31 protein-coding genes are annotated in these 25,970 nt (G+C 58.1%); 3 read left to right on the top strand and 28 right to left on the bottom strand.

What is annotated here, in order from left to right; all coding sequences use genetic code 11:
* Window positions 1-3: 3 nt before the first annotated feature.
* From AC19YT_RS20765 to AC19YT_RS20755, 3 genes are all read right to left on the bottom strand, one after another.
* Window positions 4-1,386 carry an integrating conjugative element protein gene (locus AC19YT_RS20765; RefSeq protein WP_096143058.1) on the bottom strand — a complete coding sequence of 461 codons (1,383 nt, stop codon included), beginning with the start codon at window positions 1,384-1,386 and terminating at the stop codon, window positions 4-6.
* Window positions 1,383-2,339, bottom strand: coding sequence for a TIGR03756 family integrating conjugative element protein (locus AC19YT_RS20760; RefSeq protein WP_096143059.1), 957 nt, complete (start codon window positions 2,337-2,339; stop codon window positions 1,383-1,385). The genes AC19YT_RS20765 and AC19YT_RS20760 overlap by 4 nt, the downstream gene beginning before the upstream one ends.
* 105 nt (window positions 2,340-2,444) lie before the next feature.
* Window positions 2,445-2,699 carry a helix-turn-helix domain-containing protein gene (locus AC19YT_RS20755; RefSeq protein WP_058426021.1) on the bottom strand — a complete coding sequence of 85 codons (255 nt, stop codon included), beginning with the start codon at window positions 2,697-2,699 and terminating at the stop codon, window positions 2,445-2,447.
* 169 nt (window positions 2,700-2,868) lie between these two features.
* Between AC19YT_RS20755 and AC19YT_RS20750 the strand changes: the two genes are divergently transcribed.
* A complete protein-coding gene (locus AC19YT_RS20750) occupies window positions 2,869-3,126 on the top strand; it encodes a LasR-specific antiactivator QslA (RefSeq protein ID WP_058426020.1) in 258 nt (85 codons plus the stop codon).
* Window positions 3,127-3,167: 41 nt separating this feature from the next.
* Here the strand turns inward: AC19YT_RS20750 and AC19YT_RS20745 are convergent, their stop codons facing one another.
* From AC19YT_RS20745 to AC19YT_RS20705, 9 genes are read right to left on the bottom strand one after another with little or no spacing between them, the layout of a single operon-like run.
* Window positions 3,168-5,921 (bottom strand): conjugative transfer ATPase, encoded by a 2,754-nt coding sequence (locus AC19YT_RS20745; protein WP_096143060.1) that lies wholly within the window; start codon window positions 5,919-5,921, stop codon window positions 3,168-3,170.
* On the bottom strand, window positions 5,921-6,337 hold the full coding sequence (locus AC19YT_RS20740; RefSeq protein WP_096143061.1) for a TIGR03751 family conjugal transfer lipoprotein: 417 nt from the start codon (window positions 6,335-6,337) through the stop codon (window positions 5,921-5,923). The genes AC19YT_RS20745 and AC19YT_RS20740 overlap by 1 nt, the downstream gene beginning before the upstream one ends.
* Window positions 6,300-7,814, bottom strand: coding sequence for a TIGR03752 family integrating conjugative element protein (locus AC19YT_RS20735; RefSeq protein ID WP_500610906.1), 1,515 nt, complete (start codon window positions 7,812-7,814; stop codon window positions 6,300-6,302). Before AC19YT_RS20735 ends, AC19YT_RS20740 begins: the two co-directional genes overlap by 38 nt.
* On the bottom strand, window positions 7,804-8,616 hold the full coding sequence (locus AC19YT_RS20730) for a TIGR03749 family integrating conjugative element protein (RefSeq protein ID WP_058426016.1): 813 nt from the start codon (window positions 8,614-8,616) through the stop codon (window positions 7,804-7,806). The genes AC19YT_RS20735 and AC19YT_RS20730 overlap by 11 nt, the downstream gene beginning before the upstream one ends.
* On the bottom strand, window positions 8,613-9,254 hold the full coding sequence (locus AC19YT_RS20725) for a PFL_4703 family integrating conjugative element protein (RefSeq protein WP_070413465.1): 642 nt from the start codon (window positions 9,252-9,254) through the stop codon (window positions 8,613-8,615). Before AC19YT_RS20725 ends, AC19YT_RS20730 begins: the two co-directional genes overlap by 4 nt.
* Complete coding sequence (locus AC19YT_RS20720) at window positions 9,251-9,664, bottom strand: TIGR03750 family conjugal transfer protein (RefSeq protein ID WP_058426014.1); 414 nt, start codon at window positions 9,662-9,664, stop codon at window positions 9,251-9,253. Before AC19YT_RS20720 ends, AC19YT_RS20725 begins: the two co-directional genes overlap by 4 nt.
* Before the next feature lie 7 nt (window positions 9,665-9,671).
* Window positions 9,672-10,043: a TIGR03745 family integrating conjugative element membrane protein gene (locus AC19YT_RS20715; protein ID WP_096143063.1), complete on the bottom strand. Its 372-nt coding sequence runs from the start codon at window positions 10,041-10,043 to the stop codon at window positions 9,672-9,674.
* A 17-nt stretch (window positions 10,044-10,060) separates the two neighbouring features.
* Window positions 10,061-10,300 carry a TIGR03758 family integrating conjugative element protein gene (locus AC19YT_RS20710; protein ID WP_058426012.1) on the bottom strand — a complete coding sequence of 80 codons (240 nt, stop codon included), beginning with the start codon at window positions 10,298-10,300 and terminating at the stop codon, window positions 10,061-10,063.
* Window positions 10,297-10,626, bottom strand: coding sequence for an integrative conjugative element protein, RAQPRD family (locus AC19YT_RS20705; protein WP_096143064.1), 330 nt, complete (start codon window positions 10,624-10,626; stop codon window positions 10,297-10,299). The genes AC19YT_RS20710 and AC19YT_RS20705 overlap by 4 nt, the downstream gene beginning before the upstream one ends.
* Window positions 10,627-10,673: 47 nt before the next feature.
* Here AC19YT_RS20705 and AC19YT_RS20700 point away from each other — a divergent pair, with 47 nt between their 5' ends.
* The gene (locus tag AC19YT_RS20700) at window positions 10,674-11,825 is read left to right on the top strand and encodes a hypothetical protein (protein WP_143129370.1); all 1,152 of its coding nucleotides are present in this window, start codon (window positions 10,674-10,676) and stop codon (window positions 11,823-11,825) included.
* Between the two features lie 26 nt (window positions 11,826-11,851).
* Here the strand turns inward: AC19YT_RS20700 and AC19YT_RS20695 are convergent, their stop codons facing one another.
* From AC19YT_RS20695 to AC19YT_RS20640, 12 genes are all read right to left on the bottom strand, one after another.
* The gene (locus AC19YT_RS20695; RefSeq protein ID WP_096143066.1) at window positions 11,852-12,583 is read right to left on the bottom strand and encodes a TIGR03747 family integrating conjugative element membrane protein; all 732 of its coding nucleotides are present in this window, start codon (window positions 12,581-12,583) and stop codon (window positions 11,852-11,854) included.
* A gap of 90 nt (window positions 12,584-12,673) precedes the next feature.
* Window positions 12,674-14,779, bottom strand: a complete 2,106-nt coding sequence (gene traD, locus AC19YT_RS20690; protein WP_058426009.1) for a type IV conjugative transfer system coupling protein TraD — start codon at window positions 14,777-14,779, stop codon at window positions 12,674-12,676.
* A gap of 9 nt (window positions 14,780-14,788) precedes the next feature.
* Window positions 14,789-15,304, bottom strand: coding sequence for an integrating conjugative element protein (locus AC19YT_RS20685; protein ID WP_096143067.1), 516 nt, complete (start codon window positions 15,302-15,304; stop codon window positions 14,789-14,791).
* Entirely contained in the window at window positions 15,301-15,849 is a 549-nt protein-coding gene (locus AC19YT_RS20680; protein WP_070411926.1) for a lysozyme family protein, read from the bottom strand. Before AC19YT_RS20680 ends, AC19YT_RS20685 begins: the two co-directional genes overlap by 4 nt.
* A complete protein-coding gene (locus AC19YT_RS20675) occupies window positions 15,831-16,550 on the bottom strand; it encodes a TIGR03759 family integrating conjugative element protein (protein WP_058426006.1) in 720 nt (239 codons plus the stop codon). Before AC19YT_RS20675 ends, AC19YT_RS20680 begins: the two co-directional genes overlap by 19 nt.
* Before the next feature lie 9 nt (window positions 16,551-16,559).
* On the bottom strand, window positions 16,560-17,231 hold the full coding sequence (locus AC19YT_RS20670; protein ID WP_078466824.1) for a chemotaxis protein: 672 nt from the start codon (window positions 17,229-17,231) through the stop codon (window positions 16,560-16,562).
* A complete protein-coding gene (gene pilL2, locus AC19YT_RS20665; RefSeq protein WP_058426004.1) occupies window positions 17,228-17,770 on the bottom strand; it encodes a PFGI-1 class ICE element type IV pilus protein PilL2 in 543 nt (180 codons plus the stop codon). The genes AC19YT_RS20670 and pilL2 overlap by 4 nt, the downstream gene beginning before the upstream one ends.
* 106 nt (window positions 17,771-17,876) lie before the next feature.
* Complete coding sequence (locus AC19YT_RS20660; RefSeq protein ID WP_058426003.1) at window positions 17,877-18,623, bottom strand: DUF5983 family protein; 747 nt, start codon at window positions 18,621-18,623, stop codon at window positions 17,877-17,879.
* Window positions 18,624-18,675: 52 nt separating this feature from the next.
* Window positions 18,676-19,170 carry a RadC family protein gene (radC, locus tag AC19YT_RS20655; protein ID WP_058426002.1) on the bottom strand — a complete coding sequence of 165 codons (495 nt, stop codon included), beginning with the start codon at window positions 19,168-19,170 and terminating at the stop codon, window positions 18,676-18,678.
* Between the two features lie 100 nt (window positions 19,171-19,270).
* A complete protein-coding gene (locus tag AC19YT_RS20650) occupies window positions 19,271-19,528 on the bottom strand; it encodes a hypothetical protein (protein ID WP_058426001.1) in 258 nt (85 codons plus the stop codon).
* A 71-nt stretch (window positions 19,529-19,599) separates the two neighbouring features.
* A complete protein-coding gene (locus AC19YT_RS20645; protein WP_058426000.1) occupies window positions 19,600-20,181 on the bottom strand; it encodes an STY4534 family ICE replication protein in 582 nt (193 codons plus the stop codon).
* A 902-nt stretch (window positions 20,182-21,083) separates the two neighbouring features.
* The gene (locus tag AC19YT_RS20640; RefSeq protein ID WP_106120315.1) at window positions 21,084-21,425 is read right to left on the bottom strand and encodes a helix-turn-helix domain-containing protein; all 342 of its coding nucleotides are present in this window, start codon (window positions 21,423-21,425) and stop codon (window positions 21,084-21,086) included.
* 233 nt (window positions 21,426-21,658) lie between these two features.
* On the opposite strand from AC19YT_RS20640, the gene AC19YT_RS20635 reads away from it, so the two are divergent.
* Entirely contained in the window at window positions 21,659-21,892 is a 234-nt protein-coding gene (locus AC19YT_RS20635) for a hypothetical protein (RefSeq protein WP_229752094.1), read from the top strand.
* Between the two features lie 38 nt (window positions 21,893-21,930).
* Here the strand turns inward: AC19YT_RS20635 and AC19YT_RS20630 are convergent, their stop codons facing one another.
* The 4 genes from AC19YT_RS20630 to AC19YT_RS20615 all read right to left on the bottom strand — a co-directional run bounded on the left by AC19YT_RS20630 (window position 21,931) and on the right by AC19YT_RS20615 (window position 25,853).
* Complete coding sequence (locus tag AC19YT_RS20630) at window positions 21,931-23,898, bottom strand: DNA topoisomerase III (RefSeq protein WP_096143071.1); 1,968 nt, start codon at window positions 23,896-23,898, stop codon at window positions 21,931-21,933.
* Window positions 23,899-24,115: 217 nt separating this feature from the next.
* Window positions 24,116-24,586 (bottom strand): single-stranded DNA-binding protein, encoded by a 471-nt coding sequence (locus AC19YT_RS20625; RefSeq protein WP_096143072.1) that lies wholly within the window; start codon window positions 24,584-24,586, stop codon window positions 24,116-24,118.
* Window positions 24,583-25,101, bottom strand: coding sequence for a DUF3158 family protein (locus tag AC19YT_RS20620; protein WP_096143073.1), 519 nt, complete (start codon window positions 25,099-25,101; stop codon window positions 24,583-24,585). The genes AC19YT_RS20625 and AC19YT_RS20620 overlap by 4 nt, the downstream gene beginning before the upstream one ends.
* Window positions 25,098-25,853, bottom strand: coding sequence for a PFL_4669 family integrating conjugative element protein (locus AC19YT_RS20615; RefSeq protein WP_096143074.1), 756 nt, complete (start codon window positions 25,851-25,853; stop codon window positions 25,098-25,100). Before AC19YT_RS20615 ends, AC19YT_RS20620 begins: the two co-directional genes overlap by 4 nt.
* Between the last annotated feature and the right edge of the window lie 117 nt (window positions 25,854-25,970).

Genomic DNA, 25,970 nt, shown 5'->3' with positions numbered 1-25,970 from the left:
GGCTCACTTGCGCCTGGCGTCAGCATCATTGAGTCGACCGGGCTCGGGGTCGCCTTGCTCGACGGTACGCGAAGCATCGGCACCACCGGCATGCCGATCGAGCACTAGGCTGGCGGTATTGGTGGTCAGCATCTGCCGTATCTGCAGCTCGGTTTGCAGCAGGCGAATTTCTCGCTCCAGAGTGTCGATGTTTTTCGTCAAGGCGGTTTGAGCCGGCTCGGCGGAGGCGATGTTCGGTTCGTGACTGCCCGCCAGCAGCGTGCGCAGCAGTAGCAATGCCTTGTCGAGTACGCTGGACAAGGCTGTCTCGCTGGCCAGGCGTCGCGCCAGCAGATCCTGGTCGGGATCGTCGCGCAGGGCTTCAACCACTCCACGGGTCACCGGCAGCATCGGGCTGGAGGCTTTCGCCAAGTTGTCAGGGGTAGGCGGCAGAGAACCCGACAGCAACCCTTGCAGGGCCTTGAGGCGTTCGCTATAGGCCTCCTGGATCAATGGCGTCAATCCGCTGCCAGCGGTAGTACGCAGGGTTTCGCAGCTATCGCAGGTCGCGACTTCGCTCTCCCCCAGCACCCGAACGGCCCATTCGGACTCCTCTTGGGGAGAGGCCCAGGTTTGGCAAATAGCCCCACCCAGGCAATCACTGTTGCTGATCGAGGCACTGTCATCCACCGTCCGGTTGTGCAGCAGGTTATAGCCCGCGCGCACCACGTCGGAAGTCACACGAATGGGCGTCTGCCCGTTACCTCCAGCCTTCGAACCGCCGACCCAGGACACCCCATTATTGCCGTTATGGGTCTCGGTGTTTTTCACCGCGGCCACCGCATCACCGCCGGTTTGCTCCAGATTGCCCTGCATTTCTTGGTTCTTGGCCAGCGCGCCCCAACCGGCTTGTCCCACCTTGTCCGCCATCTTTTCGGCCATGGCCTGGCAGGTCAGCTTTGAACGATCGAAGTCGATGCGGCCTTGCATCACCCCGTTACTCAGCAACTCATAGAGACCGGGGTTGGCGCGCTGGATGATCAAGGCCGGCAGCGACATCACCGCTTGGGTCGCGTTCTGCACGATGCTGCCCATGATCTGCTGGAAACCTTCGGTGACGCCGTTCAGCTGGTTTTGCAGGGTGTTGGTGAGGCTCATGTTTCCGCACATCATGTTCGCTCGCCATGACCCGCCGACTCCAAGGCCACTGGGTCGGTAGAGCGAACTCGGTGAGCCGACTGCCGAGCCGCCACCAATGGTGTACATCACTCGGTCGTCGAGTACTTCGCCTTGAGTACCCAGGCGATAATCGCCCTCGGCGGCGTGGGCATGAGTAGCCATGGCGAGTAGTCCACAGAGCAACAGACTCATCACGTCCAACAATGGTCGTGCGAGAAGCCGACTCATGAAGCACCTCCTTCGAAGTCGATGCTGAACAGAAAGGTTTGCCCCTCACGTTTGCAGCAGCTATAGGGACGCCACAGCGACCAGGTGTAGCCGCCATCCGCGCTCTGTACCGGATCGCTGGGGAAGATGGCGCACGTGGGCTGGACCTGAGGGTAGAGCAATTGCCATTTGTGGGTCGAAGCGTCGTTCTCAACGATCGGGCCAGGCGGCCAGTAGCCGTCACGTTTGGCGGGCGTGAGCGGTACGTACACATGCGGCTGCCAGTTACGGGTAATCACATCGCCGGCTCGTTGCGCCATGACTGCGGCCGCCTTGAAGTCGTCGGGCTGTACCAGAAAGCCTTGCCGGGGATAGACGTTGCCCCACATGGTCCCCGAGGCCTGACGGCCGATTTCACGGATCCCCGGCATGAGCGACTCGGGGTAAAGACTTTCCGGAATGCCCTTACGCCAGGCCAGTGAGTCCAGGGTACTCAGGTAGTAAGGCATGAATGCAGTTGCACCGCTGGCGCAGGCGTAGCCGGATTGAGAAGCCAGCTGCGTGGTGGCCCAGCCACCGGGATGGCCAATGCAGTCAACGTTCTTGAAGCGGGGCAGGTTGTCGCGGCGGGGGTTTGGCGTGATCAGGTTGCCACCACCTTCCGCACCGCTAATGGGGGAAGAGAGGGTGGCCATCTCGGTCCAAGGGTTATTGCCCGTGGTGGCATAGCTCGAGACCACGAGTTCAGGAATGAAATGACGAACCTTGGTAGAGGTTTTGACTGTGCAGCCGAAGGGCGTGCAGAGGAGCCAGAAACAGATGCCGACGACCCTGTATTCGAGACAGTTTGGCGAAAGCACGGAGGACGTGATGCTGCCAGTGTCCAGCGCCATGCTTGGGCCGCACGCTAGCAGGATGCATAGCGCCAAAGGCCGTAGCTTTGTGGGCGGGATTGACGAGCAGGCAACAGGCATGATCCAGGCTCTCGGTGTTTGGCCTGGGCAGGTTCGGTTACGGATTGAAGACTGTCAGTGGAAATTATGAAGGCGGATCTATCGGATTTGTGAGTTGTGAGACTATTATTTGACGTGAAGGGCGCTGCGCAGAGTATCGGGTTCTGCAAGTAGCTGATCTGTGGTTGTTTCGAGAATATTGGCCAGCTTGCATAGGACCAACAACGACGGATTGCCCGTGCATCTTTCGATTTGACTGACGTAGGTGCGATCCACCTCTGCCATGAGCGCCAGTTGCTCTTGGGTCAGGTTTTTCATGCGTCTCATCAAGCGGATGTTTTCCGACAGATGCAGACGAAGCTGTTCGTAGTCTTGAGTCATGCGCGCAAATTGCGCCTTGAGGGACTCTCAATCCACGGGATATAGTCTACATTGGCATTCAACTAGGCCATTTGATGTTCATGCCTGTTATCGAGCGTTCATTTGGTGTCGTTAAGCTTGTCGAGGTTGGATTCCACGTCTAACAATAAATCAGACATCTAGGGTGTGTATGGACGAAAACTACATTTCAATTCCTGCAGCGGATGGTTGTCCAAGTCTTCTGACACCTTGGGGCAACGAGTTTGCCTCGATGATCGAACGTGGCGTGCAATGTGCTCAGGCTTGGCTTGATACGCCCGGCGAGATTCCTCTGTGGTGGGAGCTGGCGCAAACCCGCAAGACCTTTCCTGTAGGTGACTGCCAGGATGCCTTTGAAGCTGGATTCTTGTTGAGGATCCAGCAGCGGCTTCGAGGCGTATCACAGTAACCCGTCGCTCGCTTTAGAGCGCGATACCTGAATAGATTTCCCTATGCAGGTTCTATTCCTCGCACTCTATCTATCCGTTCAGCTACCCGGTAAGCCGCTTCCAACTCTGAGCAACTGTTCTCCTGCATCAGTGTCCAGCGCTCGGCTTTTTCCTCGGGCTCCGTCATAGCCAGGGCGAGATAGAGGCTGGGTGGCACGGCCCGAAACAGCGTCTCGAGCTTCTTCGACAGTACGACCCCTTCGGTGTATTTACCTGGTTCCTTGCTGGCGGACAGCAACAGGGCTTTTTGCGCCGGGGTGAGCTTCTTGAAGCGAGCGATCTCTTCGATTTCCGCCGGCGGCATGTTCAAACAAATCCACCATTCGATCATGTTGAGCATGGTCTGCGCGGCAGTGGGGAAGTCGGCAAGGTTCTGTGTCGCGAGCCAGAACCAAGCGCCAAGTTTGCGCCACATCTTTGTTCCCTTGACCACGAATGGCGCCAGCAATGGGTTCTTGGTGATGATATGACCTTCGTCAGTGACCATGATGATCGGTCGGCCCAGGTACTGGTCGCGCTCGGCAAGGTTGTTCACGGTGTTCATCAGGCTGATGTAGCTGATGGACATTTGTGCCTCATAGCCTTCACGAGCGTAAGTGGCCAGGTCGACAATGGTCACATCGCTCTCGGGCCAGGGCGTGCCCTCGCGATCGAACAGTTCACCCTCGAAACCCTGGCAAAACAGGTCGATGGACTCGCCCATTTCCTGGGCACGCTCGCGACGCTTTTCCGGCAAGTGCGGGTCAGCGGCGACGCGCAGCAAGGCGTCGCGCACGTTGCGGGTCAGTACCTGGCGGTCCGCTGCGACACAGGTCTTTGCTGCATCGAGGATACACTCGCGGATCAAGCTGCGATCGGCCCGGCTTAGGCGGGCTTCTTCCTTGGCCTCGCCGCCGGTGATCATCAGGCGGGCGGTGATCTCCAATTCGCCGAGAACATCGCGCCGGTCGTCGTGACTGGCTACCGCCTCATCGTCCAGCTCATCGATCGACAGACTCGCGACCTGATCCGGCTGCTCGACCAGGCGGTAGCCATCGGCAAAGGGGGCGAGACTGACCGAGGCGCCAGGCTTCAATTGGACCTTGTTGACCGACAAGCCCTGTGTCGCGAAGTAGTCGCCCTGCAAACCGAATGAGTTGCCGGCCTCGACGATAAACAGGCGAGGGCGGTACACCGCCATTACCTGCATCAGCAGGGTGAGCAGGGTGGCCGACTTGCCGGCACCGGTGGGGCCGAACAACAGCAGATGGCCGTTCATGGCCCGGTCCAGACGTGACAAGGGATCGAAACTCAACGGCGAGCCACCACGATTAAACAGGGTGATACCGGGGTGGCCGGTGCCCGTGCTGCGGCCCCAGACCGGAACCAGGTTCGCCAGGTGCTGGGCGAACATCAGGCGTGTGTACCAGTTGCGCGTGTCGCGGGCCGGGTTGTAAGCCATCGGCAACCAACGCAGGTAACTGTTGCAGGCGGCGACTTCATCGCCTTCACGTACCGGTTGCAGGCCCGCACCCAGTAGAGCGTTAGCCAGGTTGACGGAGCGCTGGTGCAATTGCTGTTCATCGTGACCGCGCACGTAGAACGCCAGGGTGCCCCGATATAGCTTGTGCTGGCGGCCGATGATCGCGCGAGCCTCTTCAACATCCTGACGGGTCTGGGTCGAGGCCAGGTTTTCACCGATGGCTTTGCGGGCCAGGCGGTTCAACTGATCCTCGAGTACATCCTGCGGTTTGACCACTAGGGTCAGACTCATCACCGTGCCTTCGGGTAACTGGTCGAATAGCGCATTCACCGCGTCGCCCTTACGGGTTTCGCCAGTGAGTTGGCCAATCAAGGGCGCCCGGCGCAGTTTGTCCACCACCATCACCCGATGGGGTTGGCCGTCGAAGTACCAGAGTCCGCGTTGGACATCCGAACGCGGTTCGTTGAAGAATAGCCGTTCGGCAAAGTCATGATCGAAGGGCAGTTCCAGCGACTCACCATCGCCCAACTCCGGATAGGCCACGCGGTGGTAGAACTCCTCGGGCGCTTCATCGGTGAGATTGGGTGCCGGATTGAACCAGGGCACCAGCCAGGCATACAGACCGCGGCCATCTACTCGCGTCGATTGCACCCCACACGTCTGCAACGAAGACGCGATACGTTCGCAAGCCTGATGCAGGGATTGCACCGGGGTGAGTCCTGTCTCCTCAGCGTCAGACTCAAGCCAGCGATAGACCACCAGGCGCACCCGGCGGTTATTGCCACGCCAGGGCAGGCGCGTCACCACCTTATCTTCAAACAGACCGCCGGGCTTGGCGATGGCCTTCAGATGACGGCGGCTGAGTTCCAAATACGCCTCAGTGAAGACCGTGCCTCGGGCGCTATACTGAACATAGCCAGTGAGCCGGTTCAGGTAGGGGGTGAAATCGTTGTCGTCCTGGCAGAAAAACTGCGCCACCCAAGGCGCTTGATCCAGCTCGTCAAAACTATCCTGCAGGGCATCCTCAAGGGCATCTCGGGCCGCCATCAACCAATCGGGTTCGCGCCCTTCAGTGCCGATGGGCAGCAACTCGAATACCGCACCCACCGAGCGATTGTCATCCAGCAGAAAACACTGTTCGGTGTCGAGATACTCGACCCACGGCAGGTGATCGGTGAAGCTAGGGTTGTGCGCATAGAGTGTGGCGTCATCGGCCAAGGTGGCGCGAGGGCGCAATGGGTGGCGCCAGGCTTTCCACGCGGCAGTGCGGTTGCCCGCATCGCCGGTACGCACTACAAGTCTTCCTGACGTTCACCAGGCAATGCGTACTGCACCCGTTGGTAGAACGGAAAGACGGTCGAGTAACCCGGGATCGGTGCCTGCTCGGTACCACTCAGATGCGGATACACGTACAGCACCAGATCGGGATTGGGCAGGCGCGGGAACAAATTGTGGATCTCGTTCGTCGCGGTGCGCGTGTACGGTTCTTGGAGAGAGGCGGAGAAATCTGCCTGGGCCAGCGGACGGCGTAACTGCTGCCGAGGATCCAGCAGTTGCTGCTGAGTGCCTTGCGAACCGGCACCGTTCCAGATGTCCAGCATGGTTTGCTCGCCATGGGGCAAAAGCGTGTCCTTGTCGGTGGAACACCCCGTCAGGACCCAGCAGAGCAAGCTAATCCAGGTCAGGCAGAGAAGCATGGTCTTTTTCATGGCGAACGCTCCGGCCCTTGGGCTCGTAGTCGATGGTGATCTCATGGTCGAGGTGCAGTGCGACCTGTGCGGCAGGTGGCACGTACACGGCAGCAAAGGCTTCGCCATACAGTTTGTTGACCCACTCGCGGATGTCGCCGACCCCACCGCTGAGAATTGAATTCAGCGCGCTATTGCCATTGCTGCTGGTGACCCCGAGCGTACTGCCGCCCGAACTGATCACGCTGCTGTTGTGCTGCTCATCCCCGAGCAAGGCAGCGACACCGGCGCCAGCCGCGGTGATCAGGCTCTGGCTGCCGAGGTACTGTTGGGCGTTCGAGCGGCGCTCGCCGGCAATGCAAGGAATGCCATACGGATCGGACAGGTAGCCGAGTCCGCCGCGGATCTTGTCGGTGTTCGAGCTCTGGGCGGTGGAGGCATTGCGGCTGGCGACCGCCTTCGGCTGAGGTACCGTGCGGATGGTGCCATCGGTAAACACAAAGGTGATTGACTCGACCTGTCCGCGTACACAAGACAGAGTCCAGTCACCGGACGCCGTACCGCTCATCACGGCCCCCGCGACGTCCGGCAGGTCGATGCCGTTGGCAGTCAGGTTCTCGGGGCCGACCAGCACCTTGAAGGGATAGGGATCATTCACCGTGCCGTCCACCGGGACTCGGCCGATCAGCGCGGTCATGGCGACCGAGCCCATCAATGTCGCGTTTTCGGGAATGGTGTAGACCGGCTTCGCGCCTTCGGTACGATCAGCGGATCGCGTCGGATCACGCTCACCCTGGGTAACTGCACGCAGCTGTTTCTGGCTGCGATCAATAGCGTTGTCTTTCAAGCCTTCCAGTGAGTTGAAGGCGGTAGGCAGACTCAGTGCGGGGGAGGTCTTGGTTTTGCCTCGGGCGTCGGTGGGTGGAGCATCCGAGGGCTCAATCCACTGCAACGCATCATTGGCAAAATGCTGCCCGTCGAACTGCGCCCCGTCGCCCGGCTCAAGCCCCAATCCGATCGGCATGTCCTTGCCTTTACCGGTCAACCCCGACAACTGCTCCTGCAAATGCGTCAGCAGACCGCGAGCCTGGCGACTGTCTTGTTCCGCTTTGAGTCGGGCCTCGTTGGCTTGGCGACGGCCCTCGTCGACCTGCTGGGTCACGCTGCCAAGAGCCGTCTGGATACGCGAATCGACGCTGTTTTCTCGCTCGCGCAAGCGGTTGTTCTCCGTCTGCAGCGAATCGTTGTGTTTTTTCAGGCCGAGCATGTCGCTGCGCATGGCCTTCACCTGGCCGATCAAGGTGGCGACCGTGTCGCGTGGGGTATCGCCAGCAATGCCGAGCGACTTGGCTTGCTCGGCGGATAACCGGATGTTGCCCTGATCAACTGGGTGCTCTGGAGACGGAGTATTACCGGCGATCCAGGTTTTCAGGATGATAAACACCACGGCCAGTAGCGCAGCCGGTACCAACCATTTGAGCAAGGCGTTAGCCTTCATCGTCAGCACCTCGCGCAACGGACGGGAGCAGCACGGCGTGTTCGAGGCCGGCACCGCGAGTGACGAGGTAGACGATCGTTGTGTCTTCTGCACTGCCGACCGGCCCGAGGAAAGCATGCTGGAAGGTCGCGGCGAACAGCTTGGCCTGAAGCCGACGTGGATCGAGTTGCACCATCTCTGAACTACGATTGCGCAATTTCACCGCCGTCACCCAATAGTCATCGAGCCGCCAGGCGGCGATGGGTGTGCTGGACACGTTTTCGCTCGGCAGCAGAGTCGGCAGTTCGGTGCGTAGCTTGAGCGGGACGCGGCGTACATTGGGTAGAGACTCCACGGTGCGCAGCGGCGCGTACAGGCTTTGCGCGGCATAGCGCGTCAAAGCGACCGGGATCGGCGTGCGTTCTGGAGCAAGGACAGTGCTAGATTCAGCCTCGGTAGCTTGCACCTTGGCATTCTTGAGAATACGCACGGGCTCCAGCGGTTGATCGCCAGGCGTGGCCGCTATATCCAGCAGGGTGATCTCGCCCGTCGCGACCGATTGCAGTTGCAGTCGGGTCGGTGCAATGGCTTCCGACGCGCGCAGGTACAGCGTGCCGCCGGTTGATTGCACGCGCAGCTTACCCGCCAGGGTTGAGGGCACGCCGACTCGAATATCCTCATCGACAAAGACCACTCGTTCCTGATTGATCACCAGCGGAACCGCGAGGGGGAGGCGTTCCCAGTGCATCAGTTCGACGGCCTGCGCTGCAACTCCCCATAGCATTAGTGCGATGGTGAGCCCCAGGATAGAAATCCGCGTCATAGCTCACCTCCAGGCAGAGCGATTTTTTGCGGCGTGCCCTGATAACAGTCCAGTGCCAGCCCCCACTTATTGCGTTCGGGGTCCAGATCAAAACGCACCACGCGTAATGGATAACGTACCGCCACCCGTTTCACCGGTTCGGCGGCGTAATACTCATCCGCGTTGAGGTCTAGGGTGACCAGCCAGCTGTCGCGATCGAGTTGCTTGACCCTGAGTTCCGGATCTTCGCTATAACCTCGGCCCAGAATTTCGTAGACGCCACGCACCCGCTGGCGAAGTTCGCCGGCGGCCTTGCGGTATTCGTAGTCTCCGTCAAGGAAGGCCTTGCAAGCAGGTGTCAGGTAGGACTGCAAGCCATAGATGGCGCGGCGATAATCCTGCTCGCCATCTGAGGGCCAGCGATTGAGCTGACCAAAGATGTAGAGGGCAAAAGCATAGACATTCTCTGAGGGGATATCCCACCATTTGCGCGTGCTACCCGAACGCAGATCCGGGGGGACATGTACGGTCAGGTCGGTAGGTGCCGTGCGCCAGCCATACCAGAGTCCGGCACAGAGCAGGGCGAGAATTACTACCGCCAGACGCAGGCTGAAGATATGGGCCTGTTGGGCATCGACCTTGTTTCGGAATCGGCTCATGGCAGCCACCGGGACAGGGCAGGGCGCAGTCGACGCGAACGGCGAACCGTCCAGGCGCCGGAGTGCAGGATCAGACTGCTGCGCCCCAGACGCCAGCGGCTGGCCGCTATCCATTCGAGCTTGCGGTACAACCAGGTCTCTGGCCGGGCCCGTTTGGCGCGACGCAGTAGCGTGCCGCCAGCAAACAACACTAACGCCATGCTTGCGATCATGCTGGTCGGCGCCATGGCAATGGAGGCGGTGGCGATCGCCAGAGGAACGCCCAGCAGCAGGCCAATGACGGCGCCGGTGCCGAGCGCTAACCACATCTCATCATTGGTTAAACCGCGCAAGACGGCGGGATCACGATTAAGTCGCTCTGGCAGAAAAGCCAAAGTGCCGTCGGCAAGGCGTTCGATAGCGTCGTTCATGGCGACCTCACAGAATCGCGGCAGCCTTGGTCAAAAACCAGATGATGATCACCACCAACAGGGCGCCGATACCAACTACCGCGCCGAGGTCTTTCCAGGTCTTGCGCTGGTTTTGGACATCGGCGAATACGGTCAGGGAATGCCAGGCCACGCCGAGAAACGCGAGCAGAGCAATCAGTAGACCGAGCAGAATGCCGCCGTCGTAGGCGTAGTTTTTGATCGTCTCTATCAATCCGGACCCCTCACCACGTGAAGGAGCTTCCATGGTCGGTAGCTCGGCAAAAGCTAGGCCTGGACCAAGCACAAGCAGCAGACCGACCAAGCGTTGGCTTGCGCGATCACGCAGGTTGTTTTTGAGAGGGACAAGGCACTTGAGCATGATGGCGATCTCCGGTGTTAGGACAGGGTGAAGAACATCAAAATCAGCAAGGTGAGCAGTACACGCGCAGCGCTACCGCCAAAGGCACCAAAGCGCACGCTTCCTGTCGCCCAGCCGCGGTAAGCCGTCCACATCACCCAGGCACACCAAAGCAAAGCCAGGACCAAAACCATGGAGATCCAAAGCATCGAACTGCTCTGCGCCGAAAAGCCGGCGGAGTTTTGGAAGGCTGCGATTTGAGCGCCAGTCATACTCATGGCGGCGTCTCCGCAGACTGAGCGTCAAGGCGGTAATCGCCGACCAATTCACTGGAGTCGCGGGGTTGAGCACGGGAAGGGGATAGATAGTCCAGCACACCCTGACGGATGCGCTGGATGTCTTTAGTTAGGCGGGCATAGTCAAAGCGGTAACGTGTATTTGATTCTGGTGCTTCGTCACGTGAGGTTCGTAGTACCAACGTGTCGAGAGTATCGAGCTGTCGGATCAGTAGACTGAGTTGCTGCTCATGCTCGCTCGCAGCAAAGCAGTCGCTGTGAAATGCGATCACAGTGAGCATGAGAACACGAATAGGAAAAACGGACATTGTGGTGGTCCCGACGTTGGTCTGGAATTAAGATCTCCGAGGGAAGAGTGAACGTCAGCAAGTTAATCGAGCTGGCTACGATCGGTTTTATTCAGTTATCGTTAAGGATGGTAGCGGTGGAAGGGGTTAAAGAAAAATTGATAGTTGAGGTCGCAGAGTGTCTGCATGGCCGTACTGACGACGAAATTCTTCAGTTTTTTATATCAACTGAGAAGTTTGCAAGGAAATACGCTGTCAGTTACGAGCTAGAAGGACCAATGCATTTGGTTCTTGATAACAGCATAATTCAGTCTTTTAAACATAGAGCAACTAAGCCGAATCGTAATTTGCAGGCGTTATCATATACTGCGTTCACCAGATTTGTAACAGGCTGGAGCGACCGACAAACCTACTTGGCTGTGACCCCTGCAGCCTTATATGAGCATATGGGGCGTCGTGGAAATATCAACTCTGCTGAAGCATTAAGTGCCCTCGAAGAGCTTCGGTTGTTTTTCGCTGATACAGGTCTGCGTATAACTTGGATCGGCTTTAAGTCGATCGAGCATTTGGTGAGCGTTCTGGAGGCGGTACATGCTGACGATGTATACCTCACGCAATATTTTAGAAGGATTGAAGAACAGAGTTGGCGAAAAGATCTTGAGGCTCCTTTTGGTGTGCTAATTCCTCTAGGTATTGCGCATCGGGAAATACCTGATGACTTGCCATTGAAATATTTTGATCCCTGGTATGTTAAGTTTGTGCTCGCTAGTCGAGTTGAGCGCGCGATAATTCAGCAGTCTCAGCATAACCCTGATGCCCTTCCGATTGGGAGTGGTCCAATGGCGGATGCTTTAGCGGATCTTAATAACTTCAATAAGAAGGGAGCTTTATTAGGTCTAGGGGATATCGATATGTTACAAGTATGTGACGGTTCCCGGCAATATAAGCAAAAGGCCGGTTATGTTTTGGTAGGGCAAACGCTGGACGATACTCTATCTGATGTCCTGCGGCATCGACATTCATATGTCGAGAGTGCGGGAGTGGAATTCGGGACAGCTGATACGGAGAATCAAATCAAAGACATGGTTGATTTCATGTTTTCGAAACCCTTCTCTGAACATCAGAAGCGTGGTGACTGGATCCAGCCTAAGTACCAGGACTTTATGAGTGCAATCGTCACGGCCTGCAAAAGAGCGAGTACGAACTCCAGTCATAGCTAATACTTTGAAGAAAGGGGCGTCAAAATTTAAAGATATTTCTTGAATGTTGCGGCGGTGATCGCCGTTGTTATCCCAAGCATTGCGGCGCACGGTAAAAAAATAGCGATTGGATTGAGCGAAAAGGGGAGAGACAAATAAATGATCCAGGGCACAATCAGCAGTGGTATCACTGCTCGTTTAGCTCGGTGATAGACAAAGCTGCTTTCGCGACCTGCCCCGAACCTGCGCAGGTCGCGTCGCATCAACCCATCGACAAAACCAGTAAACGTGGCCAACAAAAATAGTGGTGTGGACAGGACCAGAATGGCCAGGCGCACCACGAAGGTAAAGGTCACATACACCGCCGCCAGCACGAAATCTTCAACGCGTACGTAGAGCTGATTGGTCCAACCCGAGAAGCCATTACTCTGGCTAGACACGCGCGCCTGCTGGGCAAAATCCGCAAATCCAGTCTTGACCAGCAGCCACTGATTGAGGAATTCCAGCCACTGGACAATCGTTGGCCCAGGCTGTTGGATGAGAAGTGAAGATTTGAAGTGCTCGCTGAGCCAGCCCAATTCACTGGTTAGCATCGCCTGACTATGCCGCCAGCCCTGATCACCCCAGAACAGTAGCAGCCCGGCGAACTCGATGAGAATCGAGAACAGCAACGAGGCAATCAGCAAACCGATGATGCGCAGGACTAGGCTGATCGCCGAGATGATCAATCCCGGACGCTGAATCGGTTGTGGCGGCGTGTTCTGGGTGGAAGTCGCCATGGTTCACCCCATTGCGCGCTGCAGAGTTGATGTGGGCAATTCGTCTCCTGGATCGGTTTCTGCTGAATCGAAACCTGTGGTGGGGTAAGGCTACCCCACCTGATCCAGATCAAAGTTAATTGTTGGGCCGCCACCGCTTGCGCTCCACCACTGCCCCGCCTGCGCGTTGTAGGCCGCCCGCATCCGTTGAGTGAGTTCCTGTAGGTCCTTGGGCATGGCGTCGTCGTTGGAGGGTTTGGGTAAAGGCATGCGGACTTTCCAGAGCTGCCCACCGGCCTGGAAGGAGAACATTTGCCCCTTGGGCAAACTGACGATGTGAGCAGGCTCGATCAGCGGCACACTGGTGCTGCTGACACGGTCCTGTGAGGACGAGGTGAAGTCGGTGTTGGCTTCAGGATCGGAGGTGTCAGTCTCACCCGACACCAGGGTTCTGGTTAGCACGTTGACCTTGGGTAACTGCTGGGTGAGTAGTTCAGCAGTGGCGGTCTCGCGTACGCGGAGCATCTGCAAAGTGTTGAAGTTACCAATGACCTGGCCGGCCTTGGCGTGGTTGCCGATTCGCGCTTCGATATCACTGAGTGTCTGGGTGTAGGCCGTCACCTGGATGCCGGCGCCACCGCCCTTGTTGATCAGAGGAATGAATTCATCGCCCATCAATTCGTTGAACTCATCGGCGTGTAGATTAATCGGTAGCTTATCGGCGCTACTGTCCGATGGGGGCAGGCCATGGTCGATGCCGTGCTTGTAGATATGACCCGCGACTGAGACCAAGTCGGCGAACATTGAGTTGCCCACGGCAGCGGCCACTTCGGCGTCGGTCAGTGCATCCAGACCGACGTAGACGATGCCACGCTTACGGATGATCTGCATCCAGTCGAAGATTGGCCGCGGGTCATCTAAATCGGTGTAGTTGGGAGCCAGTAACTGGGCGGTCTTGCCGGTGGTGAGTTTCTCCAGCAGCGGCAGTAGCGAAGCCACGATTTTGTCGAAGTAAGTACGGTCATATCGGACCGCCGAACGCAGTCCGTCCATGACCGGATCAAATACCCGCTTCAGCGCCAGGTACTGCTCGATGGCCACCACACGTTTTTCGCGCCCGATCATATGCCGGGGGATGTTTTTCTCAGTGAGCTTGCCTTCAAGCTGAACGATCACCTCCCACGCTTTCGGGTCGGTCTTGGCGAAAAACTGCTGGGCGTACTCGATGAACAGTGCGTCGATGTTGACCACATGTCGCTGGATTTGCAGGTAGTCCGGACGTCGGCCCAACTCGATCAGGGCGCGGGCGATGATGTTGACGAAACGCCAGGCGAACTCGCGAAACGCCGCCGAGTTACCTTCACCACTGAGCTGCCCAGCGATGCGCGACGCCACTTCCGAGATGCGCCCGAAACGTCCGACGGCGTTGTAGCGGGCGGAGATCTCCGGCCAGCCCAGATGGAACACATAAAACTCCTTTTCCCGACCAGCGCGTTTGGCTTCGACGTACATCCGTTTGAGCAAGTCGGCATCGCCCTTCGGATCGAAGACGATCACCACCTCGTGTTCAACGCGATGGATGTCTTGGGTGATGTACACTTCGGCGAGCCGCGTCTTGCCAACACGAGTCGTGCCCAGCACCAGGGTGTGTCCGACTCGTTCACCCAGCGGCAGACTGACTTCCGTTTCGTCGGGCTCAACCCCATGCAACAGCGGTGAGCCACCGACTGGGGGTAAAGGGCGCAACGGATTAAAGGCGCTGTCCCAGGCCGTGACACGGGTCAGTGTCGAGAGCGGAAACGGTGCATGCTCCAGGCGACGTTCGAGTCCACGTGCCAGGCGGTAACGGGTCGGTTGGTCGACGTAGTGAGCGACGGCCGGATCCTGGGCCTCGACCAAGCGCTGGGTGTGCAGGCGGGTCCAGCGAAAGCCGCGGCCCATGAACAGACGTTTGCGGCTCACCGGAATCTGCCGGCTGGTCAGCTCGTAGCGAGACAGCCGGCGGATATTGCGCCGATAGCGCAACACCTCCCAGGCTTGTCGGAGGCGGATCAAACCGAACAGGGCATATGCCAGAGCCGCAATCAGACCGATCTCGGGTGATAGGGCCACGGCCCAGGGCGAATACACGCATAACACCGCCGCGGTGACGCAGATCGCCACGGTATACAGCTCGACTGCGGGCCGGAGTTTGGACTCCATCGCATGCTCGGCCATGACCCAGACTCACTGTTCCAGTGAGGTGGCTGTGATTAAGACAGGGAAGTGCTCAATTTTCAGGCGAGAGGCGATGTCGTTGCCGTTGACCGGCAGGATGGTGATGCCCGGCGCGGCCGCTCGAATTCGGGCCAGGGCTTCAGTATCGGTCACTTCGACGGCGAGGCCGGCCGCCCCCATTTCTTGCAGTTCAGTCGCACGCTGATGCAGCCAAGCCAACGATTGGGGATCCTGCCCGACAAGGAAAAATGGCTGCAAGCCCGGCATGTCCAGGGCGCGAGTTGTGATTTGGCCTGGGCTCAAGTGAGAGCTGCGCACGGGCAGTATCCAGGTTTCATCGGCAAATGCAGGTAGGTCTGCATGTATGGCCCGAGCAGGCAGGGTCTTGTTGTTTATTGGCGGCCTGGAAGCGTCAAACTGGGGACGGGTGAAACCGCCAGGCTGAGCTTCTGCAAACGACAGTCCCGGATGGGCGAGCGCAGCCAAGAGCACGGCGAAGTAATACGCACTGTGAATTCGCTTCATGGTGGTGTGCCCTGTTTAAAGGAAACCTGCAGTCGTTCGAGTTGCCGGGTAAATCCGGCGCGGTAACGCGCCGCCGACGTTCCTCCTGCCGGGCGGTGATAGCGTCCGGCAGCTGACACCCAGTCACCGGTGACGGCGTGATGCTCCTGCAGCAGCGCGGCGGTCACGGCGAGATTTCGGTAGGGATCAAGGGCTTCGCAGGGGGTGGAATAACGTTGTCCGTGGTAACCCAGGTTGATTTGGCCGAGTCCGGCATCGACCCGCTTGGCGTCATGTCGGGCGAGGGCCTGAAGCAAAGCGTGACAGGCGGCCTGGCGAGTGGCGAAGCGGTAAGGTGTTCCAGCGATGTTCAGTGTCCAGGGCCAGGGCAGCAGTCGACCACGGACGTGGATACCACTCTCCTGCAGGGCGATAGCGAATAGCACCGTAGAAGGAATATCGGCGTCATGCGCCGCCAATTGGTAGGCCGGAGGCGGAAGTTCGTCAGCCTGGACGGCGAGCATTGTCAGCATGAGCGCAATACCACTCAGTCGATGCGTTGCCATTGTCCATTCACCTCTTGAAATGTGGCAGGCAATGGCCCCGGGGCTCCCAGGCTGAACCAGCGACCACGGTCATGGTTCAGGGTGATCTGGCGGCGTTGAACCTTGGTCGGATCAACGACTGCTTGCCGAGCCCAGCTACGGACGCGTTCATCCTCGCCTTGGCTGCCCACAAGGTAGATGTCGAAGGCCGTGTCACTGTTTTGCAGACGCTGCGCTTCGGCGGTGCACGCTGGGCAGTGGTCCTCCACAAACAAGGCTTGACGCGGCATGACCGCTGAGCTGGCAGGGGACGGGGATGCCATGCCCTGGATCGGCAGCAGCCCGGGAAACAGCTTGGCCCAGGCCGCGGTGTAAGCGTTTTGGTAGGCCAACTCGCGCTCAGCGCGTTTGGCTTCCAGCGCTACCTGCAATTCGGCATAGCGCTGGCGCTCTTGGTCGGTCTGGGCCTCGACCCCGAGTGCGGTCAACGGATCGAGGTGCGGGCTCCAGAAACCGCGTGGGCCGGCTTGGATCTGTTCGAAGCGCGTCCACTCCTGCTCCGTCAGACCCCAGCTCGCCGCCTGTTCAGAGTCAGAGCGCCCCAGCGGAGCAGACTGCGTGTCCTGGGTCCGTGACTGTGTCGTGACGGGGTTGCCCATCGCAGCGCCCATGGCCAATAGCGAAGCGAGACAGACGACGGTGGGCAGTAGCGCTCTGTTCATGTTCGCTTCTCAAGGGAGGTGCACGGTCTGGTCTGGCTGAGTGGCCACCGCGAAGATGGCTGAGTTTGACTCCAGCACTTTCAGGTGCCAGGCTCCGAGCTGCTCGCCGCTATGCAGCAGCCGGACATCCGTGAGCGAGCGACTGTCATGAGGTGCGACTGCCAAAAAACGCTGACCACCACGGGATTCGACCCCCAACACCGAGAACGGTGGCGAGAGCGGGACGGGCTTGGGGCGAGCGGTCTTTTTCGGTTTGGTCGCAGAAGGCGTCGGCGGTGGAGGGAATGGCTTTGTCCTGAGGTCCAGGAGCTGCTGCTCGACCTGTTCAAGGCGTGCGCGCAGCGCTGTTAGGTCTGCCTCGGTGGCGCGGGCTGCCAGACCATCGCGCAGCTCCTGTAGTTCTTGTGCCCACTGATCCAGCATCGGATCGAGGGTATTGGCCTGTTGCTCACCGGTATCGACCATCTGCTTCAGGTCTTTCAGCGCGTAATGCAGCTTCTCCTGGGCGTCCTTGAGGGCGCTTGAATCATGTTGTAGGGAGTCCAGGGTTTGTCGGTATTGCGTGTTCGTGCTCTGCAGTTCGGCCACGCGTTGATACTGGTTATACAAACCACCGCTCAGGCCGGCGATCGCCAAGCAAAGCAGCCCAATGATGAGGGTTTGAAACGTCGAGGCTCTCATGGGCGTGCCTCCAACAGATAGGGCGAGACGGGTGTGATCAGCGCGACGCCGGTCTCCGTTTTCTGCTGTTCGAAGCAGACTGAACGGCTGACTTCGTCGGTCGTGAGTTGCCAGGCGGGGCCAGCGAGCACTTGCAGCGCGCGGCGTAAAGGGATTGGACCAAGCCGGTAATGGGCAGCGGGGAGGGGCCGAGTAAACAGCACCCTCACCGACGCGGTAACGGGGCAGAGCGCATAGCCCGAGCGCTGCAATACGTACTGCAATGCATCCTGCACCGAAGGGTTCAGGCTGGACGGGATGCTCACGTCAATGATTTGGGCAAGAAGATCGCGTTGTTCCGTGGTGGGCTCGGTGCTGACCAGCGTGTAGCGGCCATAACGAAGCTCTGCCGGATGGCTTTCTTCGGCTATGCCCTTCGAGTGCTGGGCCCGATTGGAGCCACTGTCAATCTCTGGATCGGTCGGCAAAGGGTTGGGGATTTGCGCGGTGCAGGCGCTCAACAAACCCAGCAGGCAGACAGGCGTGAAAAAACGCTCCATGGAAAAAACCTCATGTCAGATTCAGTGCAGAACCTGACATGAGGTGAAGGAGCGATTCAGTGAGAAAGTTGATTCAAGGTGGGTCGTGTTAACGCTGAACACGTTGCTATTCATCGAAAATGGCGAGCCCATCCAAGACGGCAGCGTCGGGGTCGAAGATCAACAATCGCACATCCGCCAATGCCGCCAAATACAGTACGTTGACCAAGGCTTCCGGTGTGCCTGCGTCGAGTTGTTCTTGTCTCAAGCTCGAATAACGATTGCCCTCAATGTTCAGCAAGTTCTCGTCCGTCCATGGCGTGCCGATCAGTTTGCAACCGATACCGCAGCAATCTGGCAGCGTAAAAAGCTCGAACAAGAGGCCGGTTTGCCGCAGAGCGAAGTTACTGACCCACTCCTCCAGATAAAGCATCGCTGCTTCGGGAAGGTGCGCGGTACTGATTTCCCAGGCTCGACTGTAGTGTCCCGTTTCGAAGCTCAAGCGATGGACCATGGCTTGGGCCTCTTCCAGGGAGTACAGATCACCGAGGTGATGCCGCTCGTTGAGCATTTCGCCCATTACAGCGTAGATCACTTGGCGCACTAGCCCACTGGACTGACAGCGTTCGTCCAAATCATCCGAAATGGAATGGCCTTCGCTGATAATGGCGAAATCGTCATTGAACAGGCAGGGGAACAGTTGCAGCTCGTCGTCGGGCAGATGGGCCTGTGTGTCGTGCACGGGTCGAAAGCAGGGAGGGCAGTCGTCTTCGTAGGTGATCAGTAGCAGCCGTTCGATATGAAGGTTGTCGTAACCGCGAGCAAATGGGTTGGAGGCCGTCAGCAGGGCTGCAGCTTGGTGTGTGGGGTTCATGAAGGTTCTCCAGAATGAAAATGAACAAGGCGCCCGAAGACGCCTGTGAGGGTTAAAGCCAGCCATGTTCGGCAAGAGAGAGAGGACGACCTTCACCCACGATGAAGTGATCCAGTACGCGCACTTCGATCAAGGCCAAGGTCTCTTTCAACCGTGCAGTCAAGACGTGATCCGCCTGGCTGGGTTCTGTACAACCTGAGGGGTGGTTATGAACAAAAATGGCGGCCGCGGCGTTATGCGCTAGGGAACGCTTGACGACCTGGCGGGGGTAAACGCTGGCGCCATCAATGCTGCCGTGAAAGAGGACTTCGAACGCCAACACCCGGTGCTTGGCATCGAGAAATATCACACCGAAGACTTCATGCTCTTGTTGCACAAGATGCAGTTTTAGGTATGAGGCCACGGCGTCAGGCGACGTCAGGTTAGGGCCGCGGTTGAACAGCCGACGATCCAGAATATGCAGTGCTTCGTCGATCACCTGGTTTTCTTGGACGATACAATCAGCCTCGAAATCCGAGGTCTCAATCAGGGTGAGTGGGGTGTTCATGGGGGTACCTCCGAAGGGAAAAATCAGGGGTACACGCCCGAGGGGAGTGGTGTCCCCGAGGTGGGTGTGGAGTCGCGGGCGTTAGCAGGTGGCGCGCTGTTTACAGCCGCGTGAATCGGTGGCGTTGACCGTGTAGGTGTGAACCACAACCGTCGCAGGGCAATGGGGAAAAGGCTTTTATTCCCCAGCCAGTTTCGGGATCGAAGTCGGCACTGATGGGCATTAAGCGAACCAGTCCACGAGGGATGTCAGCGATGCGTTTCTCGATTTCATTCGTCGTGTAGTAGAGCGACAACGTGCTGTAGTCCTCGTAAGCCGTAGCGAACAGGCAGTCGTCGCAAAGCCAGAAGGATTCCATGTTGGTTCTCCTGTGCGGATTGAAGAAAAGGCGCTCGACGGAGCGCCTTGATGAGGAACATCGTGGACTGTTCAGGCGGACTGAACGGTACGGGTGGCATCACGGCGGGCCGTGCGGGGAGTGGGTGGAGATTCAGGTTCGACCCGAGCCTCTGTTGGGTTTGCGGACTCCTCAGTTTCGGTATCAGCCGATGATGGGGATGGCTCACTGGTTGGCGCTTGCTCAGCAGGTGCTGTTACTTGCTGCCTGGCGGGCGCTTTGTATTCGAACGTGCCGTTGACCTTGATCCAGTCGATGAACAGCAAACGACCTTTCAGGCTGGCGCCCGGTTGGCCTTGTTTCTCGCCTTTCTCGTAGAGAAATGGATCGATCCACAGGTCGCCGATACGGAACGACAGCAAGACCTTTTTCTCGGCGTTGACGGCGTCCATATAGAGACGAATCAAGCGTTCAGCTTCGCCCCCAGCGACTTTGCAGTCGAAGCGGGTGTACTCCACCGCATCGGTGGCACCGTGCAGGGCTGCTATATCGCAGGCCATGAACGGCTGACCGCGGCGGACTTGTACTTCACGAACACGGTTGAGGTAGCCGATACCGACGGTGTGCAGGTTGAAGTAAGTGGTCGCTTCTTGGGAGTGGTTGGCGTGGGCCATGGTGGTTCTCCTGTTTCAAGGGAAAATGGCGACGCACAGCCCCTGACGGGGAAGTGAGCCCCCGTCAGAGTGGGTAAGGTGAAGGCGAGCGATGAGCGACTCGGCACCGGCAAGCCGATGACGATCAGAACGATGCGTCTGGGGAAATAGCGGTGCAGCAGAGGAGCATCTGCGGTGGTGATCCGCAAGCATAGGGTAGTGGGCATTCATCACCGCTGAAGCGGTAACCGCGCGAGCTTCCGAACGCTGATCGCACTTGGGTAAACCACCACGAACGTGGCGTAGCCTTGAAGGTTCTGGCTACCTGGGCTGGGCTGTCAACGACAGCGAACCACGCCCTTTGTATAAGCCTGTCATAGGGGAGCGTCAAGACGCTGCCACCCGATTTTTTATGGCCGGAATATAGTGGTAGTCACTGGACTGAAGAAAGTGAAGAGTGCGCCTGGCGGGGTGCCAGGCGAAGAAGAGAAAAGCCACCTTTGACGGTCATACGCAGTCGATAAGCTCCTCGCAAAACTTGATTTAACTGCGCCATGATTCGCCAACCGACCCGTGTCGTGGCCTGGGTCGGAACATGCTGGCACGCATCCGCGCACAAAGGGTGCCCAGTGTTTCCCCGGCGGGCTCCGGGGCTGAATACAATCGCCGAAGCGGATGACCGCTATTGCCTGGTACAAGCAACAGCGGTCATCCGCCACATTGATCAGCTCGAGCACAAACAGGAATGAAATCCCACTGAAGAGAAGGCCCCGAACTCTAGAAGTCCGACCGAGCTACCCGGAGCGCATCGGTCTTGGGTCGCCGTAGGCGATGATCCGAAGGCACTACAACAGAGTGGGAAGGCTGACGTCAAGGCTGAGGGCAACCCTCAACGCCTCGAGATCGACTACGAGTGAAGGAGCCTATTTATTGGCGAGATGAGCAGCCAATTGCTCGACGGTGGCCAGGATAAAGGCACGGTCACTCTCTTTCAGACCGTTCAGCATACCCGCAATCATCTGGCCTTGGTCGTTGGGACGGCTGCTCGACTCCGTGAGCAGCTCATCCATCCTGCATTCGAAAATATCTGCTAACTGCATAAGCTTGACCACGGAGAGCTCCACCACACCCCGCTCCAGGCGCGAGATGGCTTCACTGCCAATCCCCAGGCGTTCAGCCACCTCTTCCTGGGTCAGATTACGCTGGGTTCGGTGCTTCGCGATCATGCGCCCGATTTGGGCTTGGGTTGGATGTTTATGTGCCAAGTGATGAGTTCTCCAATTCAACCCGAATGGTTGAGCAAAGACCCATTGACATGAACATCCTTATAGGTTGAGTATCGACTTATAGGGTTGTTATATTGACTGAAATATCTGGTTGTCGCGACGTGACATGTGTTCCCCCATGAATTAGAGCCCGTAGTGACCAGTGAGACTGAGCGGTCTGATAGGACCAAATGGAGGCAAGGTTGAGCATGGATGAGCAGCGAGAGCACGACATGGACCTGATCTGGGCTCGAACACTGGAGCTGTTTATCAAGATCCATGACTGCCCTGATAACCCTGAACACCGCGACAGCCTTGTTCATTGGCTTAACGAAGATCCTGCTCACCTGAAAGCGTTCAACGAGCTGGGGCAGATATGGATCGCGACAGGCATCGCCTTGGCCCGTGAAATCGGACGACCGCTAGACGACTTGGAGAAGGGTCAGGCGCCGTTGACGATGCACTGACAACACCCCCCGAGGTTCATGTGAACACCAATGGCGACTCATTGAAGACGCGTACCTTTGCTGATCGGCACAGTGCCTTTGCAGTCCGGGTACTGGGAGCATGACCAGAACGGCCCTGATTTTCCCTTACGCCTGAGCATTGAGGCATTGCAATTGGGGCAAGCCGGCCCGGCTTCGACCGGTACCGACAAAGTGAGCGCTCCGCAGTTTGCGATCAGCTGCGTAATCCAGTGCGCCTGCTTGGCAACGAATGCATCCAAGGTCAGACGTCCCGCTTCGATTTCATCCAGAGCCTGCTCCCAGATCGCTGTCATACCCGGATCCGCGACTGCAGCGGGCACTGCCTCGATCAGGGTATGGGCCGCTGCGGAGGCCATCAACGCTCGTTTTTTCTTCAACAAATAACCGCGATCAATCAACCCCTTGATAATGCCAGCTCGCGTGGCTTCGGTGCCGATACCGGTGGTGTCCCGAAGTTTCTGTTTCAGGCGCGGATCGTTGACCAGCTTGGCCACATTTTTCATTGCCTTAATAAGATCGCCCTCGGTGAGCTGTTTGGGAGCAGCGGTGCGCATGGATTTGAGTTCGACGTTGTCCACTGCGCACCGCGTACCCTGCTGTAGGACGGGCAATACCTGGGATTTTTGACCGGGTTCATCGCCTTCGGTTCTGTCGGATAGCAAGCTTTTCCAGCCTTGGACGAGGATCTGTTTGCCAACAGCAGTCAAACGTTCGGCGCCGCACTCCAGTTCGACCTCGGTTCGATCAAACTCGTGATGCGGCAGGAATTGCGCGAGGTAGTGGCTACGAATCAGTTCGTAGACTTGACGCTCTTGTTCAGACATCCGCCCAAGGTTCGCCGGCTCGGTGGTGGGTATGATGGCGTGGTGCGCGGTGATCTTGGCATCGTTCCATGCTCGTGAGCGCAATGATTGATCGACGCTTGCGAGCGCTGGGCTTAACGCAGGATCCATTCTGAGCAGGGCATCGAATACCGCGGCTACCTCGTTGAACATGCTCTCTGGCAAATAGCGGCAATCGCTGCGCGGATAGCTGGTGGCTTTGTGCGTTTCATATAGGGCTTGGGCGATGTTAAGGGTTTCCTGAGCGCCGAGTCCCAGCTTGCGTGAACAGACTTCCTGCAGTGTGCTCAGGTCGAAGGGCAGGGGGGGCGCTTCGCGGAAATGCTCAGTCTGCAGCAAAAGTACTGTGGCGCTTTCATTGCTAGAGATCGCTTGGACGGTCCTACTGGCTAGCGCCCGCCGCAGGCAACGGCCGGCCGCGTCAGCCCCTGAACTGGGTGGTAACCACGACGCGATGAATGGTTGCCCCATTGAGGACAGGTGCACGTCCACGTCCCAGTAGGGCACCGAGACGAAGCTGGCAATTGCCCGATCCCGATCGACCACCAGACGTAACGTGGGTGTCTGGACGCGCCCAACTGACAATACACCGTCGTAACCTGCCCGCCGTCCGAGTAGGGTGAACAACCGACTCAGGTTCATGCCTATCAGCCAGTCAGCGCGGCTGCGTGCGAGGGCTGAGTGATAGAGCGGGAAGGTCTCCTGACTAGACTTCAGTGAGGACAGTGCCTTGTGAATCGACGCCTCGTTGAGTGCGGACAACCAGAGGCGCTCAACATGGCCTCGGTAGTTGCAGCGTTCCAGTAATTCGCGGGCAATCATCTCGCCTTCGCGATCGGCATCGGTCGCGATGACGACGGTGCTAGCTTCGCTGAGCAGGCGCTTGATGATCTTGAACTGTGCCGCGGTCTTGGGTTTGACCTCGACCTGCCAATGTTCGGGAACGATCGGTAGATGATCCAACGACCAGGATTTGTACTGATCGCCATAGGCTTCAGGTGGGGCCGGTTCCAGCAGGTGACCGATACACCAGGTGACGGTTGTCTCGGGCCCGATCAAGCAACCATCGCCACGTCGGCTGGCTCCGAGAACCTTGGCGATGTCACGACCTTGGGAGGGTTTCTCGCAGAGAAAGAGACGCATAGAACTGCTCCGGGTTGAGTTCGGAGCAGCGTTGTTGGAAACAGCAGTGGCGAGCTATGAGAAACCCGAATGACAGGTTCCTCATATTTGTCGATGAAGGCAGCCATGGATAGATCGGGCCTAGGTGTGGCGTGGGGCAGCAGGGCGGATCTTCACGAGCAGCGAGTAATAATGGCAAGAAACTTCGCGTAGGCGCATTTTTTATGCCTAATGCCCGTCAACCTGGAGACGACGGCTCTCTGCGCTTTTTGGACTTTGACGCAGACGACCTGGCATGGTCTGTAGTTTGCTTAACATCTGCCGCAGATGCGGCCGGTTCACTGGATCGTTCCCGCATGACCACACTGTGTACCCGATGGGGTAGGATGCCGACTCGACGGGCCTCGATCTTGAAGGTCACCCGCGCATTGTCTTCGCTGTCCTCCCACTCATCGCGTACGGTACGGCCTTCGACCAGCACACGCATGCCTTTCTGGTACAGCGTGCTCCAGTGTTCCGCCTCGCGGTGCCAGAGCTCAACTGGCGCCCAATAGCCGCCCCGATCTTCATAGCTGCCCTCGCGTGGCACGGGGTTGTCGAAGTACACATTCAGCCGTAGTAAACGCCTTGGCTCGTCATTGCCTGATGAAAACTCCTGGAACTCTGGCGCACTGCCAATGTTGCCTTCGCCGACAAAAAAAGTACTCATCCTGATACCTCCACTGCGGTTGTGAACTGGCGCAGCAGCCGTTCGGCACTGTCCATTTTGATCGCGCAGGTCGTGGCCTGGCGGTAGAGCGAATGCACCACACTCATCTGTAGGTTCAGCGCGATGCGATTGCATTCGAAACGGTGTAATCCCTCGCGTACGACCTGCGGCAAGGCTTTGTTGCAGACCTGGCGTTCCCAGACCGAGACTCCCATACGGGCAAAATCACGGGTGCGCCAACGCAAAAAGGTGCTGCCAGCGCTGGTGTTCTGCAGCACCAATCGGATATCCAGCAGTGAGTAAGGGGGCTGTCCGGCTTGCTGTACAACAACCTCCATCAAGTCACATAACTGCGCCTCGATTTCCCTCGCCATCTGCGCCAGCTGCTCCAACTCCCCCTTACCCTTAAAAGGTTTTAAAAGGCCTTTTAGGGAGGCAGCGTGTTCGAGCTGCCGATAGGCATCCTGTGTCAACGCTTCGAAGGGCATTGGTTGAGCCGGTGTCATGGGACTCATGCTTCGTCCTCCAGCCCAACCACCGCCGCAGATGGTGCTACCGCGTCCTCCACCAACGCATCAGCGTCATCCACCGTCACAGCGCCACGACGAATGATCGGTGGCGCGAACTGGGAACGGCGATGCCCCTCAAGGATGTCCATGGGGGGCAACCCAAACTTTTGCATGGCCGCTAGGGCGCGGGCATTATTTGTGGCCATATCATCGCGCGTAACACCTGCAAGTCGATAACGCTGCGCCTGGCCGAACAGGCTGCGTAGTAGATGGGCACCGTCGTCTATCCAGGCTTCCATGTCTCTGCGACCAATCAAGGCGGTGTGATGGGCCAACAGGGTGTGGCGCACCAGCGTGTCGTAGTCAGTCAGCAGGTAGACGGCGAGAAACCCCAGTTGGCTACCGATGTACAAGGGCAAGGTTACGGGGTGGATATTGAGGTTATCGCTCATGTCGATCTGCGTCGGCAGGTCCCGTCTGATCTGATCCAATTGTTGGGTCAGCTCCAGCATCCCAGCCTTAGCCTGCAGCAGTTTTTCTTCGAGCTGCACGATAGCCCAATCGGCATAAGGGTCGTCCTGAGCGGCGGCTTGTTTGATCAGATTGGTGACGCTGATGTAGCCGGCCATGCCCATGATCGAATGGACGCCTTCACGTGCGGTTCGACCTTGCCAGATACGTGCGGCGTGGTGGGTGTGCAGTGTCAGGGTGATGCTGCTGCGCAACGAGCCCAGGTTGAGTTGGTAATGATCAGCCACGGTATTGTCCTCGCATAAGCTTGGACGGGAACGTTGCGACAGATGAAGGGCAAGGACAGCCAAAAAGCTGAATGCGGTCTGCTCGGTTTGGTTCGAGACGGCTAATTTCTGAGACGC

This window comes from Pseudomonas sp. MF08875 (genome assembly GCF_059862525.1).
The sequence above is the reverse complement of the archived record's forward strand: the minus strand, read 5'-3'. Positions and strand labels throughout refer to the sequence as shown.